Raw genomic sequence first — 16,946 nt, 5'->3', positions numbered from 1 at the left:
TCCCATCTGGGTTAAACACTCAGCCTGCCCTAAGCGGGCAGGCTCTTGGTGATTTTGTTAGTTCTCTTGGTCGCCCATTTCTGCTTGTAGATGGGTCACTCTGCAGCGACGCTTTCCATTGCGTCACCTCTACTTCTCCAGCGGAAATAGAACATGAATGGCAGAACGACCAGATACATCGTGATCGAATACAAAGCCGAAGGCAGCGCCATGGGGACTTCCCCGAGTGAAGAACTCGTGCCAGTGATCACAATGGCCAGTGTGATACCCAGAGGCGAGTTTTGGACGCTGGTTTCGATACCAACCGTTTTGCCCTCGCTCTTGTTAAGCCCGAGAATTTTACCAAAAGCCAAACCAATTAGCATCAGCACCAACGGCAGGGTCATGGTCGAATACCCGAGGGTGGGCATGTAAGCGATAATCAGATCTCGGTTTGCCACAAATAACGCGAGGATCAGCAGCGCCCAAAAGACGACTGCCGTATTCTGAAGGGGATGCTCCAGCCTACGCGCCATGTTGTTGAAGAGGTGCCGCACGATGATGCCGGTTATGACGGGCAAAGTTGTGACGAGGAAGGTGAAGATCGCTATCTCGAAAAACGAGAAATCGGGTGCGCTTTCGCCCATGAAATACAAAACCGACCAAGTGGCCAGCGGTGGTACAGTTATGAAGGCCATGACGCTGGTGACCGCAGTCATCGAAACCGAGAGCGCCAGATCACCACGCGATAGTTTGGTAATAACGTTGCTGCTGACACCGCCGGGGCAGAAGCTGAGTAGCATTAATCCCGCCGCCATGACCGGCGGCAGATTGAATGCCATTATGACGCAAAACGCAGCAATCGGTAGCAGAACGATCTGCGAGAATGCCCCGATGGCGAAGGCGGTGCGGCGACGGAACACCCGGCGGAAATCGTCGATTTCCAGACCAAGCCCCAATGAGAACATGATGAAGGCTTGCGCCGCCGGTACCACCACGTTGATTGCGAAATCCATTGTTTTCCTCCCTCTTTAGGAACGCGGGTCCGCCTGCCTCGCCTCCCGCGATTCCCCGGCCGACCCGCTGATTTTGATGAATGGCGTTACATATCCACAGTGAAAGTGAACTGACCCAAAGCGTGACGCATCGCATCCTCGCCACTGTTCAGCGAAAGCTTTGCTACGATGCCGCGGCTGGAATCCTGCACCACCTCGAGTGATCCGATCTCGGCTGCGTGCCAACCCGCCAGTTCACGGATGGTGCGTTCGATTTCCAACATGTTCAGCGTGACCTTGTGGATTTTACCCACAGCGGTCACCGGCAGGGCGTCGAGGCTGATAAAGTCCTTCGGCACCGCCGCACGTTCCGAGACATGCTCTTGCGCAAAGGCGGCCAGATCAGCCAGGTCAACATCGACCCCGGTGGATTTCTGGTAGTACATGACCGGAACCTCACCCACCTTGGCGTCGGGGCGACCGATCACGGCAGCCATGGCCACGGCAGGGTGCTTGTGCATCGCCTCTTCGACGATCTTTGGGTCGATGTTATGACCACCACGGATGATCAGCTCTTTCTTGCGGCCGGTCATCCAGAAATAGCCTTCGGCGTCGCACCGGGCCAGATCGCCGGTGTTGAACCAGCGCTTGCCGTCCTGCTCCAGCCAGATGCCCCTGTTTTGGCTTTCGATCAGATAGCCGTCGAACACGTTCGGCCCGGTGATGAAGATCACCCCGGCTTCATCCACATCAGCCCAGCGAAGGAATTCGTCATTGTCGTCCAGGATGGCGATTTTCATGTCCTGATAGGGAAAACGCATCCCGATCGATCCAATGCGTGGATTGTCCGTTATGATCGGGTTCATGGACGAGGCCAGAACGCCTTCGGTCATGCCATAAGCTTCGATGATCTTGACGCCCGTCTCATTGACGAAGGTGTTGAACAGCTCAACCGGCATGGGCGCGGCTCCGCAGGCCCCAAAGCGCAACGAGCTTAGGTCTTTGTCCTTATGCGGCACCTGCAGAAGCGCGCCGTAGATGGTGGGCACACCGGAATAGGAACTGATGCCGTAGTGTTCCACCATGTCCCAGAACCCGGCGATCACACCATCGCCGCGATAGCCTGAGGGAGAGGCCAGCACGACGTGGCCACCATGCATCCAGGGCAACAGACCTGTCACCAGCATGGCGTTGGTGTGAAACAGCGGAAGGCCACACAGCGCGGCGGTGCCGGGGCCTACGTTTTCGGCACCGACATACAAGCTGGGGCACCACGAGTTATAAACCTCGCCGAAATGGGTTCGGCGCACGATCTTGGGCAGGCCGGTGGTGCCACCGGTACACAGCATGGTCGAGGTGTCGTTGGGGCCAGGGCCTTCGAAATCCAGACCGCTCGCATTTTCGCCTGCGATCTCGTCCAGCAGACGGGTCAGGCTGATGTCATCGCGACCTTCGATCGTGGCCGAAACGGGCGGCAGCGGCATCGCGTCGCGCCACACGCCTTCGCCTTTCATATAGGCGGTAAAGTTGACCAGCAGGATATGTTCAAGCGAGGGAACATCCTTGGCTGCAGCACTGGCTTTTTCCCAGATATCGACGCCCGGTGTTTGCTCCAGCGTTATCAGGATTTTGACGCCCGCACCTTTCAGCAGATCGGCCATCTGATCGGCTTCCATCAGCGGGTTGATGGCCAGAATGCCACCAGCCGCACTGCCACCCCAGATGGCGAAATGCGTCTCGGGCATGTTGGGCAGGATATAGGCCGCCACATTGTCGCGACCCAGGCCCATCCGACGCAGCGCGTTGGCGGTTTGAGTGATGCGCGCCAGCAGTTGCCCGTGGGTCAGCGTATAGGGCGTGCGCATGGCAGCCGCGCTCAGGAAAAAGCTGAGAGCAGGTGCGCCAGGGTCGATGGCCGCCCCTTTTTGCAGCGCCTCATAGGTGGTCCGCGGCAGATTGCGATCCTGCAGAGGAGTCTGTTCGAACGCCAGAATCTCATCCATGTTTTTCAGAACAACGTTGGTGCTCATCTTCTTTCCTCTTGTTCCTGCGCACCGCGATCGGCGCGCAGTTTTGCGTTAGCTTGCGGCCTTAATCATGTCGGCGGCTTTTTCTGCGATCATCATGGTGGGCGCATTGGTATTGCCCGAGATCAGGTTCGGCATGATCGACGCATCGACCACGCGAAGTCCCTCAAGCCCGCGCACCCGCAACTGCGGATCTACGACGGCCATGTCATCGGTACCCATCTTGCAGGTGCCCACCGGGTGATAGATCGTGTCTGCACGTGAACGGATGTGTTTTTCCCAATCCGCATCCGTCTTGGCGTTTTCGGTACCGAACATCTCTTTCTTGCGGTACTTCGCCAGTGCCGGAGCCTCAAGAATCTCCCGCGTTAGTTTCGCGCCCTTGATCATTGTTTCAAGATCGCGGTCATCGGCCAAAAAGGCCGGATCAATGGCGGGCATGGCGAAGGGGTCCGCACTGTTCAGCGTGACCGAGCCCCGGCTTTCAGGGCGCAGTTTGCAAACATGGCAGCTGAAGCCGTAGCCATAGTGCAGCTTGCGTGAATGATCATCGACCAGAGCGATGGTAAAATGCAGTTGAATGTCAGGGCGATCCAGATCGGGCGAGGTTTTCAAAAAGGCCGCGCCTTCGGCAAAGCAGGTGGCCGCCATCGATACACCGGTTTTGCGCCAGCGGTTTAAGTGACCCATCAGCTTCATGCCGCCCAAAAGGCCAATGCCGAAATTGTCGGTATCAGCCGATTTGTAGGCCAGCGTGAAGTCCATGTGATCCTGCAGGTTCTTGCCCACACCGGGAAGGTTGTGACGCACCTCGATCCCGTGCTTCTCAAGATCCCCGGGGTCACCAACGCCGGACAGTTGCAGCAACTGAGGTGTCTTCAGCGCACCGCCGCACAGCAAGACCTCGCGCGCGGCTTTGACCTCGATATCCTTGCCCTTGCCGTTTTCCTTGTAAACCACACCGGTCGCGCGTTTGCCGTCAAAGGTCAGACCCTTGGCATGGGCTTTGGTGATAACCGTCAGGTTCGGCCGATCCATGACCGGAAACAGATAGGCTGCAGCGGCCGAACACCGTTCGCCATTCTTGGCAGTGTCGTGGAATTGCGTGACCTGATAGTAACCGACGCCTTCATTGTCGCCGGTGTTGAAATCCTTGCGTTCGCGAATTTGGAGTTGCTTGGCGGCCTCAATGAAATCCTGAGTAATTGGACGCGACTCTTTTTGGTCAGAGACCTGCAGGGGACCCGAGCCACCATGCATGTCATTGCCGCCATGCTCGTTGTTTTCTGACTTTTTGAAATAGGGTAGAATGCTGTCCCAATCCCAACCCTCACAGCCCAGATTTGCCCATTCGTCGTAGTCCTCGCGCTGACCACGCACGTAAAGCATGGCGTTGATCGCGCTGGAGCCACCCAGAGCCTTACCGCGCGGCTGATAACCTTTGCGCCCGTTCAGCCCCGGCTGCTCGACGGTTTCAAATACCCAGTTATTGATCTTGGCGGGCTTTCCCGGAAGCATGGCCACGACGGCGGCTGGCATGCGGACAAGGATACTATCCCCACTGCCGCCCGCTTCCAGCAAACAGACAGTAACGTCCGGGTTTTCCGTGAGACGGTTGGCCAGCACACATCCCGCTGAGCCTCCACCAACTATCACATAATCAAACTGCATCGCATTCCTCCCTGTCGCCAAAATGGTCAAAGGGTTCTCGTTGCAATAGAGTTGCATCGGTCAATTGTTTGACACTTTCGGCCATTCAATTGTTCTACGAACTCGGATCGCTGCTCACACAGAGCAGTAACTATCCACCATGCGGGCGAATTCAGTGGAAACCCAAAGGTGAACTTCACGAGCCTGAGGCGTTTGCGGGGCACTGTCTTCCATCGCATGAAAAACCCCGTCAAATGTGCGGAAGGTGACGCGGCAACCCGCCTGTTTCATCCGATCGGCCATTAATTCGGCCTCGGCCCGAAGTATGTCTAAATCACCGACATAGCCAAGTGCAGGCGGCAGGCCTGAGACATCTTCGGCCAATGCCGGAACCGCGTAGGCCGGGATGTCGTATCGCTTTCGCGACCGCAGTTCGCGTAGCAACAAGTGCCAGGCAAGTACCCCGTGTTCGCGCGTCCACGTGATTTTGTTCCTTGGCAGCTTGGTCCAATTGGACGCGCGGTCATCGATCATCGGATAGAACGGCATTATGAATGCGATCTTTATGTCTCCGGAATCCCGCGCGCGCAGAGCTGTCGACAGAACCAACCCACCTCCCGAACTGTTACCGGCCAGAATAAGGTTGTCCGCGTTGCCACCCAATTGCTCTGCATTGTCACGTACCCAGAGTAAGGTATCATAGCAATCGTCGTGTCCCGCGGGGTAAGGCGCTTCTATCGATAGTCGGAAAGCTGGGGCAACGATGATGCAGGGCCGCGATGCCATTAGTCGGTGATAAAACGCGTGATGGCGTTCCGGCCAACCGGTCGCGTACCCACCGCCATGGAAGAATACAACGATAGGTAACGGTCCCTTCGCGTTAGCGGGCTTGTAGACCCGTATCCGCACTTCGCCGGTTCCATCCTGTCGTGGTATCAAGACGGTTTCGTTAACGGCATTATCCAGTTGTTTGTGAGCGGCTTTCTTTCTTCCCTGTGCCGAGAGCTTTAGGCCTAGGGGGCTTTTGATCAGCCGCATTGCCACCTTTTGGCCGAAAGGCCGATGGTCTGAGGTTCTCATTTGTTTTCCTGAGTGTCTCAACCGATCTACCACTTCTGGGCGGCGGGCAAAGCGCGCCGGCCAGAAACGTATCCATTCGGTTATTGAGGCTGAGGTTTCGTGTCGCCCTTCGACGGTTTTTGCTCGTCATTCGCATCGAAATAGAGCGTACCGAAAATCCAGTCGAACAGAGGAAGCGTGATGTTAAAATTACCTTCGACCATCAAGTCGCGATTGTGGTGCACGGTGTGGAACAAACGCAGATACGTCCAGCCGGGGATCAGACGAAATATGCGCTCGGTCACTGACCCTCGCTGCAAGTGGTAGCTGAAGTGCAGCACTTCATACAGAAGGTAACAAGACGTCATCGTGATGAAGAAAAGATAGCCGTAGTTGCCACCGAAGATGAAGTAAGACACCAGACCTCCGGGGATTGAAATGGCTACAGTCGTCAGGACGAGCAGATAAATCGGGAAGATCACGACCCGCCAATCCAGAACCATCTGATACTCCATGTCCGTATCGACGAAGAAGGTATGGTGGTCGCCAGTATGGCGTTGGTAGAACAACTTAAAGAGCTTGGTTTTGTGATGCCCCCAATAGTTGTGAGACGCCCATTCGCCTAGATTGTAAGCGATATATGTCATCACAACGAACCATAACTGGTAAAGTTTGAAATCAACCAGTTTGGTCGTTCCCCAACAAATCAGCGATCCGGCACCAAGCACCACGACGGACAGATGCAAAAGGCCGCTGTAATTTGGGCTTACGCCTGCGCGGTATTTGGCGCGAAACTTTTCTCGTGCCTCGTCATTCATAACTGGGTCCTCCCTAACCAAAAGTTGCCAGTCAGAATACGGAGATTTGATATATCCTCTAATTTATATTACTTAAGGATATTATCACTGAATGGAATAACGGGGTTAATGCTAAGAAATCACGACCTGAATTTGCTTCCGATCTTCGATATTTTGATGCGCGAACAGCATTTATCCAAGGCGGCAGAGCGCCTGAACATGAGCCAACCTGCGGTCAGTAATGCGCTAAAGCGGCTGCGTCTTGGATTCGATGACGAGTTATTTGTACGCACGGGGCGCGGCCTTAAACCGACGCAGCGGGCTTATGATTTGCACACTCAAATCGCGCCAGCGCTCATGCAGATAAGAAGCAGTTTCGAGGAGCAGGATTTTTCTGCCGAGACGTTTTCTCGAACCATCGACGTTTCAATGAATCACGCGGTTGAACATATCTGGGGGCCGGCTTTGATGGACCAGGCCCGCAGCAAGGCGCCTAATCTGAAGTGGAAAGTACACCCCGATTACCTGGACGACATCCCCGGACGTTTGAAAGATGGGCGGTTAGGATATGCAGTCGAATACACATCTATGCCAGAGGAGCACTATGACTCTTTGCTGCTGTTGCGGGAGTCTCTGACTCTTATCTGTGCAACCGATCACCCCTGCGCTTTAACCGGTGTATCGCTGGAAGAGTTTCAAACGCTGGCGCAGGTTTCACTGGTGCGCAGGTCAGGAATGGTCCGCAGCCAGAATAGTCGCCGAACCACGCCCTTGGAGTTCCTGTTGGGAAACGCTCTGCCAGCCCGAAATATCGCTTTGCAAATGTCGAGTTTTGTTTCGATTCCACCGGTTGTGGCAGCAACCGACCTGATTGCCGTCGTACCGACCCGTCTGGCTCGTCCCTTCGTGGATGCTGGTGAACTGGCTTCACACAACCTTCCATTTGACTACCCCGAAATTGAGGTGCGCTTGTACTGGCACAAGAGCCGGAACACTGAGCCGGGTCACGAATGGCTTGTGGAATTGCTGGCGCAATCAGCAGCAACGATTAGCGAAACCCAGAACCTGCAGGGTCAACTAGCCGATTAACTTTTTTCTCCGTAACGCGATGAAGTCTTCAGACTGCCGGGTGAATATCCGTACTTCTTTGTAAAGGCTCTTACAAAGCTGGAGGGTTCAGAATAACCGGTTCTCCACGCGACCGTTGAAACATCCAGGCCAGCAGTGCTGAGCAATTCGTGCCCGATTGCCAGTTTGGCTTCAGTGTGGATCTTTCTGAAACTGGTGCCCTCTTGTGCCAGGCGACGGCGCAGCGTGCGTTCACTGGTTCCGAGTTTGGACGCGATCGAAACGATTGTTGGATCGTTGTTCATCTCTAGAAGCGTAGCTTCGCGGACTTGTGCTGTCATTTCCGGAACATCAGAGTCTTCTAAGTTCAACAGGCTCCGACACTGCCGCAGACAACTCTCCATAGTAGCTGGGTTGTGTTGAGGCAACGGCAGATCCAACAGCTTGTTGGACAGCACAATGGCGTTCTTGTCGCAGCCCAGCTTAACGTTGACACCCAGCATGGACTTGATTGCTTCGGCAATTTTCGGGTCATCCAATGTTGTTTCGAACGTTACCTTGGACAGTGAAAACTTTGGAAGAAACTGCGATGTGAAGTTGCTGATGACAGTTAGGTGCCGTTCCAGAACGAAGCCTTCGACCGATTTCGGCAAGCCGCTGATGTCCAAATTCAAAACCGGCGGGTCTTGAAGCTCGTTCAACCGCAAGCGAGCGATTAGGAAGGACAAATTCGCAAAGTCCATCGCGGTTTTCAGCCCTGCGCGAACTGTTGGACTGCTTAAGATCGCATATCCCCATATTCCAAACACTTCGGGTCGATACCGGCGTCCAATCTCAATCCCCATACCCGGGCGCCCCGGAGCGTACTTGATAAAGTTGGCAATCGCAGAAACTTCCTGCCCAAGGGTTACTGTTGCTTCGTTCTGATAGAGGTCGAACGTCACAAGCCCGGTTCCTTCAAGACACTGTTCAGCAGTCACACCATAATTTGGCGCTTCTTCGCACAGAATGCGGATGCTTCCTGGGGACCGTTTCTGGGACTCATTTTGCATGTTCGGATGCTAGCCACCTTGGCCGATAATGTCAAAAAGATGTCCGCTGCCATCATCCAAATTTGAACCCCAAAAACCAAGATTAATGGCAGGAGGACATCATGCGATCACTCATTGCCATTCAGGAAGGTCAGATCTCACTCGAGCAGATCAAAGCGCTCGAAGAGGTCGTGCGCAAGCTGTACGCCGAGCATATTTGCGACGACAAGCTGACGATTATCTGGAACGTCGCCGCCAAGCAGCACACGATCACGGATCGCCGCTGGTCCCGGTCTTCGACTGTCTCGATGGAAGTTCCGGACGGTTTCGAAACGCAGCGCCGCGAAGCCTTCATGCTGGAGGTTGATAAGTGCTGGCGCAAGATCACCGGTCAGCACCCTGATCAGGTGTCGGTGGGCGCATTCGATCAGTCCCGCTATGGCGACATTCTGAAGGGGAACCTGAGGCGATTATCGCCGTGGGGGCGTTTTACCTATCTATTCAAGCTGTTTTCGCGCGCAATGATCTCGAAGATGCGGCACGGCGTGCTGATCACGCAGTTCAATCAATAGGAGAGGAATTGAAATGCCGCTTTATACACTTGCATCCAAGAAACCGTTCCCCGAGCAGATCCGTTTTGACATCGCACAGGTCATCACCGACGTGCATTGTGGCCTGACTGGCGCGCCGTCCGAGTTCGTGAACGTGGTTTTCATGACCGGCTATAGTATGCGCCGCGGAACTGTTTTGGGCGTGAACGGCAACGTTCGCATGGGCGGAGACCGGACCGCCGGTCTCTATGAAAAACTGAACGAGCAAATGCACACGCGTATCTCCGAGGCGGCCCAGCTCGACAAAAGCAAGGTGCTGGTCACGCTGATCGGCATCGAATCCAACTGGGTGGTCGAAGGCGGCATGGTTCTGCCCTTCCCCGGCGACGAAGCCGACTGGTTGGAGCGCAAGAACGCCACCCATGCCGCAATGGGGATCGGCCCCGTCACCGATTACGTTTAAATCCCGGAGGGTTTGACAATGTCCGCACCGCACCTGACACCCGTTTCGTCGGAAATACCTGATCTGGAAGCGCTGCTTCTGGCGCAGAAAAAAGCCTATCTGGCCGATCCTATGCCTGATCGGGCGGCTCGGGTGCGGCGTCTGGACAAGCTGCACAACGCGCTGATCGACAACAAGGCGCGCATCATCGCGGCGGTCAGCAAGGATTTCTCGAACCGGTCGGCGGCTGAAACCGAACTGGCCGAGATCATGCCACTGCTGGACGGCATCGCCTTTTACCGCAAGCGCCTGCGCAAGTTCATGAAACCACAGCGCCGCCACGCGCCACTGACCCTGATGCCTGCTAGCATTCAGGTGCAGTATCAGCCCGTGGGCGTGGTCGGCATCGTGGTGCCGTGGAACTTCCCGATCTTTTTGGCCCTGTCGCCGCTGGTTGGCGCGCTGGCTGCGGGCAACCGCGCTATGCTGAAATCATCGGAATTTGCACCGGCCTCGGGCGAACTGCTGAAAGAAATCATTGCCGATATCTTCACCGAGGACGAAGTGACCGTTGTCACCGGTGGTGTCGAGGTCGCGACCGAGTTTACCAAGCTGCCGTTCGACCATCTCGTGTTCACCGGCTCGACTCAGGTTGGCAAGATCGTGATGAAGGCCGCGGCCGACAACCTGACGCCGGTTACGCTGGAACTGGGTGGCAAATCGCCGGTCATCATCCACAAGGACTTCCCGATCAAAGAAGCCGCCAGCCGGATCGCGTTTGGGAAAGGTATCAATGCCGGTCAGGTCTGCGTGTCGCCCGATTACATCCTTTGCCCGCGCGACAAGGTGGACGCGTTCTGCACCGCATTTGCAGATTCGATGAGCAAGGCCTACCCAACCCTGCGCGACAATCAGGACTATACGGCGATCATCACCGACCGTCAGAAAACCCGCCTTGAAGGCTATCTGAAAGACGCCGAGGCAAAAGGCGCCGAGCTGATCACCATCAACCCCAAAGGCGAAGAGTTCAACAACACCCGCAAGATGCCGATGACCCTGATCCTGGGCGCGACTGACGAGATGCTGGTGCTGCGCGAAGAAATCTTTGGCCCAATCCTGCCGGTGATCCCCTACGACTCGATTGATGAAGCTGTGGCTTACGTCAATGACCGCCCGCGTCCGCTGGCCTTCTACTACTTCGATTGGGACAAGAGCCGCGCCAAAGACATTCTGGCCCGCACCCATGCGGGTGGTGCCTGCATCAACGACACCATGTCTCATGTGATGGCCGATGACATCCCGTTCGGCGGCATCGGTCCGTCGGGCATGGGTCACTATCACGGTGAAGAAGGCTTCCGCAATTTCTCGAAAGCCAAGGGCGTGGTCCGCAAAGGCCGCATCAACGCTACCGCTTTTGTTGCCCCGCCCTGGGACAACTTCATGTTCAACAGCCTGAAAAAGCTTCAGGCGATGCGCTTCAAGCGCCGCAAATTCAAGGAGTAAGACCCAATGGTTGCTGCTCAGAAAATAGAAACGAACGAAACGACGATTCAAGGAAACACGCAAATGGCAACGCTTGGGGATTCCCTGACGCTGAAATCGGGAACTGTTCTGCGCAACCGGATCTGCAAAGCTTCGATGAACGAAGCGCTGGCCACTCCGGACGGCAAGGTCACACCTGCTCACGTCTCGCTGTACGAAGCATGGGCCAACAGCGGTGCAAGCCTGCTGATCACCGGCAACATGATGGTTGACGGCAAGCACATGAACGAGCCGCTGGTCGTGGATGCACTGCTGGACAGCAACATGGACTTGCTGCGCAAATGGGCGGCCACCGGCAAGGCGACCAACACCCATATCTGGCCGCAGCTGAACCACCCGGGCAAGCAGTCGCCCAAAATGGTCAACGACGCTCCGGTTGCACCGTCGGTGGTGCCAATCCCGAATGAGATGTTCGCCCCCCCGCGCGAGCTGTCCGATTCCGAGATCGAGGACATCATTGACCGGTTCGCCGAAGCCGCCGCCCGTCTGGAAGAGGCAGGTTTCACCGGCGTCCAGCTGCACGGCGCGCATGGCTATCTGATCGGCCAGTTCCTGTCGCCGCATCACAACCGCCGCGAAGACAAATGGGGCGGCAGCTTTGACAACCGCTTCCGCTTTGTCGAAGAGGTCTACAAACGCGTCCGTGCCCGTACCGGCGACGGTTTCAACGTCGGCATCAAGATCAACTCGTCCGACTTCCAAAAGGGCGGCTTCACCGAGGAAGACTCGATCGAAGTGGCCAAGCGTCTGGACGGTCTGGGGATCGACCTGATCGAAATCTCGGGCGGCAGCTGGGAAAACCCCGTAAACCGCAAGGGAAAAGCCGAAGTCAAAAAGGAAAGCACCCTCAAGCGCGAGGCGTATTTCCTGGAATATGCCGAAAAGGTAAAAAGACAGATCTCGACCCCTCTGGTCGTGACCGGTGGTTTCCGTTCTTCCGAGGGCATGAGCGAAGCTCTGGCAACCGGTGCTCTGGACATGGCCGGTGTGGCCCGTCCATTTGCGGTTGATCCCAAGTTCGGCCAGCACGTTCTGCAGAACCCCAAGCACGTTTCGCATGTTGCGCCCATCCGTTCGGGTCTGAAGAAGATCGACGCAATGGCGATCATGGAGATCAGCTGGTACACCATGCAGATCGAACGCATCTCGCAGGGTAAGAAGGTGCAGACCAAAGCAGATGGCGTCTGGCCGGCGCTGCGGGTGATGTACCGGTTCTGGAAAAACGGCAAAGCGGTCAAAAAGGTTCGCGCCTGATCTCGCAGAACCCTGCTCGCAACATGGGAAGGTTAGATGACACATTCCAACGGCATCTGCAGCTGCGGGCAGGTTCATTTCAAAACTCAAGGTCGCCCGCTGTTTCGGGCGATCTGTCATTGCACCATCTGCCAGCGGTTCAATGATGCCGAATATGGCGATATCCTGCTGTTTCGCGCTGCAGACGTGGATCAGGCCGGGTGCGGTGAGATTTCATATGAAACTCTGCGCCAACCACCTTTGCTGGCGCGCGGGAAATGCACCACTTGCTGCAATCCTGCGCTGGAAAAGCTGAACATGCCGCTGTTTCCCAAGCTGATGTTGGTCCCGTCCGCCCGCATTGTCGAGCAAGCTGATTTGCCGGATCCGGAATTCCACATCTTTTACAATCACCGGGTTCGCGACGCACAGGATGATTTGCCGAAATCCAGCGGCTATTTGCCCAGTCAGACCCGGTTTGCGACCCATTTGCTGCGCGGTCTAATGCATGGGAGAGGTTGATAGTTCATTCAAGGAGGAGAACAGGATGCAGAATCCCAAAGGCGCTTGCCTGATTATCGGGGCTGGGGGTGATACCGGCTCGGCCATTGCTAGGGCTTTCGCGGCCGAAGGTCTCACCGCTTGTGTCGTGCGCCGCGACCGTCACGCCGATACGTTGGAAGAATTAGCCGCCTCGATCCGTGCCGAGGGTCATCAGGCCCGCGCCTATCCCGCCGACGCGCGGGATGAGACCGAGATGCACAACCTGATCGACAGGATTGAGGAAGAGGTCGGCCCGATCCAGGTCGCCGTTTTCAACATTGGCGCGAATGTGCGTTTTGGCATCACCGAGACCACCCCACGCGTCTATCGCAAGGTCTGGGAGATGGCCGCTTTCGCCGGGTTCTTGATGGGTCACGAGGTCGCCGCCCGAATGCTGCCGCGCGAACGCGGGACGATCATTTTCACCGGAGCATCGGCCAGTATGCGTGGCAATGCCGGGTTCTCGGCCTTTTCGGGCGCGAAACACGCGCTGCGGGCGCTGGCGCAGTCCATGGCGCGCGAGTTGGGGCCGAAAAACATCCACGTCGCCCATACGGTGATCGACGGTGCCATCGACAGCAATTTTATCCGCGAACACTTCCCGGATGTGGACCAGATGCGCGATGAAGACCGTATCCTGAAGCCCGAACATATCGCGCAAAACTATGTGATGTTACACAAACAACCCAGAACCGCGTGGACGCATGAGCTAGACCTGCGTCCCTGGAAAGAAAGCTGGTAGTCGGAGCGAACCATGTCAGTTCAGGTTGATTTTATCTACGACTTCGGAAGCCCCAATGCTTACCTGGCCCATCGTCTGGTCAAGGGCATTGAGGAGAGAACCGGCGCGACGTTCAACTATATCCCTTGTCTTCTGGGTGGGATTTTCAAGGCAACGGGCAACCGGTCTCCGTTTTTGATGTTCCAGAACGTCAAAGGCAAGCTGGGCTATGACCGCATTGAGTTCGAACGGTTTATTCGTCGGCACAAACTGTCTGAGTTCCTCATGAATCCCCATTTCCCGGTCAACACGCTGCTTATGATGCGGGCAGCAGTAGCGGCCGAAATTGACGGATTCCAGGACAACTACATCGCGGCGGGGATGGCAGCGATGTGGGAAAAGGGGCTCAAAATGGATGATCCGGATATTTTTGTCTCGGCCATGAACGATGCAGGTGTCGACGGACAAACACTGTTGGCGCGCGCAAATGAAGACTCTGTGAAAGAGCACCTTAAGAACAATACAAACGCGGCTGTTGAGCAAGGTGTCTTCGGCATCCCCACCTTCTTTGTCGAAGAGGAGATGTTCTTTGGTAAGGATCGATTGGAACAACTGGAAAGAGAGCTTTAGGGCCTCGAAAGCGCGAGACAGGCATTGTGGGTGGCAGGCCGCCACCGATCAAACAACGCTCTTGAACCTCAAAACAGGTAACTTGATTCACAATGACTGATGACTTGGCAGCCCATTCGGACACACAGAACCACCCTGTGACGATCTCTGTATCCCGAAAGGTGGTACCGGGGCGCGAGGCCGAATTCGAGGATTGGATCCGTGGCGTCGCCGAGGCAGCATCGCATTTTGAAGGGCAACAGGGATTGAGCATATTGCGCCCGTCTGACCAGACCGGCGGTCGCTATGTCATGATATACCGTTTCGACAGCTACGAACATGCCGCAGCTTGGGAAACGTCACCTGAGCGATCCCAGTGGATTGCAAAGCTGGAAGGGATATCCGACGGCGATGCAGATCGCAAAAGCGAAACTGGCCTCGAAGTGTGGTTCGATCTGCCCGAGGTCCCGGCGACCGTTCCGCCACGCTATAAGATGGCTGTCCTGTTGATCGTTGTTATCTTTGCTCTTGTTTTTGCACTACAGGTTTTCCTCGTTCCCTTTCTGGTTGGCTGGCCGCGTTGGGCACAGACGCTGAGTATCGTCACCATTCAGGTTGTGTCGATGACATACGTGATAATGCCAATCATAACTGTGCTGCTGAAACCCTGGTTGTTTCGCAACCAAACTCAGGCAATCAGATAAAGCATCTTGCTGGGGTATATCACATAATGACCGACCACATATCCTCACTTGCTGATTATCCGAACTCCTTCTGGAAACGGTTCAAGATCACGACGGTCGTTCTTGATGGCTTTCACCATGTAAACAACGCTGTCCATCTGAAATGGATGCCACCGTTTGGGAACATTGCCTGAAGTCAAACACTCAACTCGTTTCTGAAAAGAAGTTTGAATTGAGGTGCCTTCTAATGTCGAACGTTCATCGCTTTTCTGGTCCAACTATGGCGGTTGAGTCAGGTTCGTGTGACGTTCAACAGGAAATGTGGAATGTCACTGATTTTTGACGCCATCAACAGCCAAAACTTCAATAAATCTGCAAATCGAGTCATTTGTTTCTTACCCAAACGTCAAGCATTTCTGGCTCAATCCGAATAGCGGTCCTTCATCAACGCTGCGGCTAAGGTCTTTATTTAGCCCAGTAGAGGTGAAAAACTTCACTTGTTCCTATCTGATCTATTTCCCGACCCCTATTCGCGCTCAATAGATGATCTGCTTCGCTGTAGTATTCATCCGGCGCTTTCAACCTGAATTCAATCTGACGACTTGGCTCTGCGCGGAGTTTATGAACGAACCTTTCAAAAAAGAACTTAAAGACAACTTGCTGAAAGTCGACTTGTCGCATCGACTGTTTCGTCCCCATTGCGCTGATCTGATCAATCGGCATCAAACGATCTGTCTCCAGATTTTTGCGACGATGGTGACAGCGAAGTATCGGTGCCCTAGCTGTCGCCATTATCTGACTGTTTTCCATCTATTAGCACTCTAAGTGGGCGCTTCCGCGACCGTTTAGTTGCATTTATAAGGGAAAACATGAGGTTTCCAGATCTCCCACTGTTTCAAGGCAAACGCTTCGGCATCGAAACGCATTAATACAGTACCTTTGGCCCGGTGAAACAGGCGGATGAGGGTCCGACATTCGTACGCCACGCAGGACGGGTGTCCCAAGTCGTCATGACTGAGGATCTGTTCGACGCGCTTCGGCCAGACCCGCGACGTGCCTAGGGTATTTACGAAATGACACTCCGCGAGGAGCTTCTCCCATTTGAAGCTTTGAACAGGTCAATCGCCGAGAATGAGGGTGACGAGAGTTGGAAGTCTGACGTCAATCCGGGCGTAGGCGGTCCGTCACAGCGTCTGAAATTTCGCGACCCATGGATGTTTGACGCTCCAATAAAGAATATGAACGTCGGGGTATGGGTGATATGTGAAACAATCTTTGGCTGAGTAATCAGCCCACCCTGCGGTGCCTACACATCATCACTTTATTCTGCTTACTAGCGGACATTGATCCTGTTTATAGAGAAACCCAGAGATGAGCCGAGATTGCATTTCTTCTGCATTGCCGCGAATGTCTACATATGAAAAAGCCGACCAAAAGTGACCTCTTTCAAAGAGCCAAACAGGAGTTGCTCAGACGGATTAACTCGCCCGCAGTGTCCTCTGATTGCCTTTCCCAAAACGGAGCGCCGGCTGACCTGATCGAATTTGCTTTGAGTGCAATTATGCGTTGTGCTGAAACACAGGCTGCTAGAATGGTCTTCTCCGGGAAGTCCAGAAGACTTTACCAGCTGTTTGTTTCCATCGAGCGTGATTCAGAAAATAGGGTGTAAGTCTTGATCTGCGAACCAGCAGGACATGTGTTAAGCTTGGGGAATCGCTCGATAGTTACGATTGATGCTTTCTACTTTAAGGCGACCCTTGCTTCTACCTTGTCGAACGCCTGTTTCGTACAGTTTCTACAAGGCCCCCACTCCATTTTCTGCTTCACACCTCGAAGGGCGGCTTTGAACAGCGGCGTTGCTGTACCCGGCTCAGCTGGGCGTCGACAAAGGTCTCCATAGCAGACGCTCCGCAGCTCGAAATGCTGCGGCGCAGCACCGACAAGGCTCCAACGGCCGCAAAGGGCCGAATATGACTTGTTGCATTCAGCCGTTAAACCAAATCGGCGCATCGTCTT

16 protein-coding genes are annotated in these 16,946 nt (G+C 55.0%); 9 read left to right on the top strand and 7 right to left on the bottom strand.

The genetic code is table 11. The features are described 5' to 3' along the window. Positions 1–95: 95 nt before the first annotated feature. The 5 genes from GOW48_RS19005 to GOW48_RS18985 form a co-directional block, all read right to left on the bottom strand. Positions 96–995, bottom strand: coding sequence for a bile acid:sodium symporter family protein (locus GOW48_RS19005; RefSeq protein WP_170755695.1), 900 nt, complete (start codon positions 993–995; stop codon positions 96–98). An 86-nt stretch (positions 996–1,081) separates the two neighbouring features. After that, positions 1,082–3,004 carry an acyl-CoA synthetase gene (locus GOW48_RS19000; protein ID WP_170755694.1) on the bottom strand — a complete coding sequence of 641 codons (1,923 nt, stop codon included), beginning with the start codon at positions 3,002–3,004 and terminating at the stop codon, positions 1,082–1,084. 48 nt (positions 3,005–3,052) lie between these two features. Beyond that, complete coding sequence (locus tag GOW48_RS18995; protein ID WP_170755693.1) at positions 3,053–4,672, bottom strand: GMC family oxidoreductase; 1,620 nt, start codon at positions 4,670–4,672, stop codon at positions 3,053–3,055. 114 nt (positions 4,673–4,786) lie between these two features. Further along, positions 4,787–5,731, bottom strand: a complete 945-nt coding sequence (locus tag GOW48_RS18990; RefSeq protein ID WP_170755692.1) for an alpha/beta hydrolase — start codon at positions 5,729–5,731, stop codon at positions 4,787–4,789. 80 nt (positions 5,732–5,811) lie between these two features. Beyond that, positions 5,812–6,357 carry a sterol desaturase family protein gene (locus GOW48_RS18985; RefSeq protein ID WP_170756536.1) on the bottom strand — a complete coding sequence of 182 codons (546 nt, stop codon included), beginning with the start codon at positions 6,355–6,357 and terminating at the stop codon, positions 5,812–5,814. A gap of 93 nt (positions 6,358–6,450) precedes the next feature. Between GOW48_RS18985 and GOW48_RS18980 the strand changes: the two genes are divergently transcribed. Next, positions 6,451–7,596, top strand: coding sequence for a LysR substrate-binding domain-containing protein (locus GOW48_RS18980; RefSeq protein WP_170756535.1), 1,146 nt, complete (start codon positions 6,451–6,453; stop codon positions 7,594–7,596). On the opposite strand, the gene GOW48_RS18975 is transcribed toward GOW48_RS18980, so the two are convergent. Continuing rightward, positions 7,593–8,627 (bottom strand): AraC family transcriptional regulator, encoded by a 1,035-nt coding sequence (locus GOW48_RS18975; protein WP_214648681.1) that lies wholly within the window; start codon positions 8,625–8,627, stop codon positions 7,593–7,595. The two genes, GOW48_RS18980 and GOW48_RS18975, sit on opposite strands and share 4 nt — an antisense overlap. Positions 8,628–8,728: 101 nt before the next feature. Between GOW48_RS18975 and GOW48_RS18970 the strand changes: the two genes are divergently transcribed. The 8 genes from GOW48_RS18970 (at position 8,729) to GOW48_RS18935 (ending at position 14,951) form a co-directional block, all read left to right on the top strand. Continuing rightward, the gene (locus tag GOW48_RS18970; RefSeq protein WP_170755688.1) at positions 8,729–9,178 is read left to right on the top strand and encodes a hypothetical protein; all 450 of its coding nucleotides are present in this window, start codon (positions 8,729–8,731) and stop codon (positions 9,176–9,178) included. A gap of 13 nt (positions 9,179–9,191) precedes the next feature. After that, on the top strand, positions 9,192–9,620 hold the full coding sequence (locus GOW48_RS18965; protein WP_170755687.1) for a 4-oxalocrotonate tautomerase: 429 nt from the start codon (positions 9,192–9,194) through the stop codon (positions 9,618–9,620). A gap of 18 nt (positions 9,621–9,638) precedes the next feature. Next, positions 9,639–11,102, top strand: coding sequence for a coniferyl aldehyde dehydrogenase (locus GOW48_RS18960; protein ID WP_170755686.1), 1,464 nt, complete (start codon positions 9,639–9,641; stop codon positions 11,100–11,102). A gap of 63 nt (positions 11,103–11,165) precedes the next feature. Further along, positions 11,166–12,395: an NADH:flavin oxidoreductase/NADH oxidase family protein gene (locus GOW48_RS18955; protein ID WP_170755685.1), complete on the top strand. Its 1,230-nt coding sequence runs from the start codon at positions 11,166–11,168 to the stop codon at positions 12,393–12,395. A gap of 36 nt (positions 12,396–12,431) precedes the next feature. Beyond that, complete coding sequence (locus tag GOW48_RS18950; RefSeq protein ID WP_170755684.1) at positions 12,432–12,896, top strand: GFA family protein; 465 nt, start codon at positions 12,432–12,434, stop codon at positions 12,894–12,896. Between the two features lie 25 nt (positions 12,897–12,921). After that, complete coding sequence (locus tag GOW48_RS18945; RefSeq protein WP_170755683.1) at positions 12,922–13,659, top strand: SDR family oxidoreductase; 738 nt, start codon at positions 12,922–12,924, stop codon at positions 13,657–13,659. Positions 13,660–13,671: 12 nt separating this feature from the next. Then, complete coding sequence (locus tag GOW48_RS18940; RefSeq protein WP_170755682.1) at positions 13,672–14,268, top strand: 2-hydroxychromene-2-carboxylate isomerase; 597 nt, start codon at positions 13,672–13,674, stop codon at positions 14,266–14,268. Positions 14,269–14,360: 92 nt separating this feature from the next. After that, entirely contained in the window at positions 14,361–14,951 is a 591-nt protein-coding gene (locus GOW48_RS18935; protein ID WP_170356270.1) for an antibiotic biosynthesis monooxygenase, read from the top strand. A gap of 1,719 nt (positions 14,952–16,670) precedes the next feature. On the opposite strand, the gene GOW48_RS22320 is transcribed toward GOW48_RS18935, so the two are convergent. Beyond that, a partial coding sequence (locus tag GOW48_RS22320) for a hypothetical protein (protein ID WP_214648680.1) occupies positions 16,671–16,946 on the bottom strand: 276 nt, incomplete at its 5' end.

This window comes from Ruegeria lacuscaerulensis (assembly GCF_013033355.1).
GTDB lineage: Bacteria > Pseudomonadota > Alphaproteobacteria > Rhodobacterales > Rhodobacteraceae > Ruegeria > Ruegeria lacuscaerulensis_A.
This window is presented reverse-complemented; position numbering and strand designations above follow the sequence as displayed.

Bases quoted from the DNA above. Each gene is read 5' to 3' on its own strand.
- GOW48_RS18955 (WP_170755685.1), top strand. From the start codon at position 11,166: ATGGCAACGCTTGGGGATTCCCTGACGCTGAAATCGGGAACTGTTCTG.
- GOW48_RS18965 (WP_170755687.1), top strand. From the start codon at position 9,192: ATGCCGCTTTATACACTTGCATCCAAGAAACCGTTCCCCGAGCAGATC.
- GOW48_RS18960 (WP_170755686.1), top strand. From the start codon at position 9,639: ATGTCCGCACCGCACCTGACACCCGTTTCGTCGGAAATACCTGATCTG.
- GOW48_RS18995 (WP_170755693.1), bottom strand. From the start codon at position 4,672: ATGCAGTTTGATTATGTGATAGTTGGTGGAGGCTCAGCGGGATGTGTG.
- GOW48_RS18940 (WP_170755682.1), top strand. From the start codon at position 13,672: ATGTCAGTTCAGGTTGATTTTATCTACGACTTCGGAAGCCCCAATGCT.
- GOW48_RS18950 (WP_170755684.1), top strand. From the start codon at position 12,432: ATGACACATTCCAACGGCATCTGCAGCTGCGGGCAGGTTCATTTCAAA.
- GOW48_RS18945 (WP_170755683.1), top strand. From the start codon at position 12,922: ATGCAGAATCCCAAAGGCGCTTGCCTGATTATCGGGGCTGGGGGTGAT.
- GOW48_RS18975 (WP_214648681.1), bottom strand. From the start codon at position 8,627: ATGCAAAATGAGTCCCAGAAACGGTCCCCAGGAAGCATCCGCATTCTG.
- GOW48_RS19005 (WP_170755695.1), bottom strand. From the start codon at position 995: ATGGATTTCGCAATCAACGTGGTGGTACCGGCGGCGCAAGCCTTCATC.
- GOW48_RS18985 (WP_170756536.1), bottom strand. From the start codon at position 6,357: ATGACATATATCGCTTACAATCTAGGCGAATGGGCGTCTCACAACTAT.
- GOW48_RS18980 (WP_170756535.1), top strand. From the start codon at position 6,451: ATGCAAAAGGCCGCTGTAATTTGGGCTTACGCCTGCGCGGTATTTGGC.
- GOW48_RS18970 (WP_170755688.1), top strand. From the start codon at position 8,729: ATGCGATCACTCATTGCCATTCAGGAAGGTCAGATCTCACTCGAGCAG.
- GOW48_RS18935 (WP_170356270.1), top strand. From the start codon at position 14,361: ATGACTGATGACTTGGCAGCCCATTCGGACACACAGAACCACCCTGTG.
- GOW48_RS18990 (WP_170755692.1), bottom strand. From the start codon at position 5,731: ATGAGAACCTCAGACCATCGGCCTTTCGGCCAAAAGGTGGCAATGCGG.
- GOW48_RS19000 (WP_170755694.1), bottom strand. From the start codon at position 3,004: ATGAGCACCAACGTTGTTCTGAAAAACATGGATGAGATTCTGGCGTTC.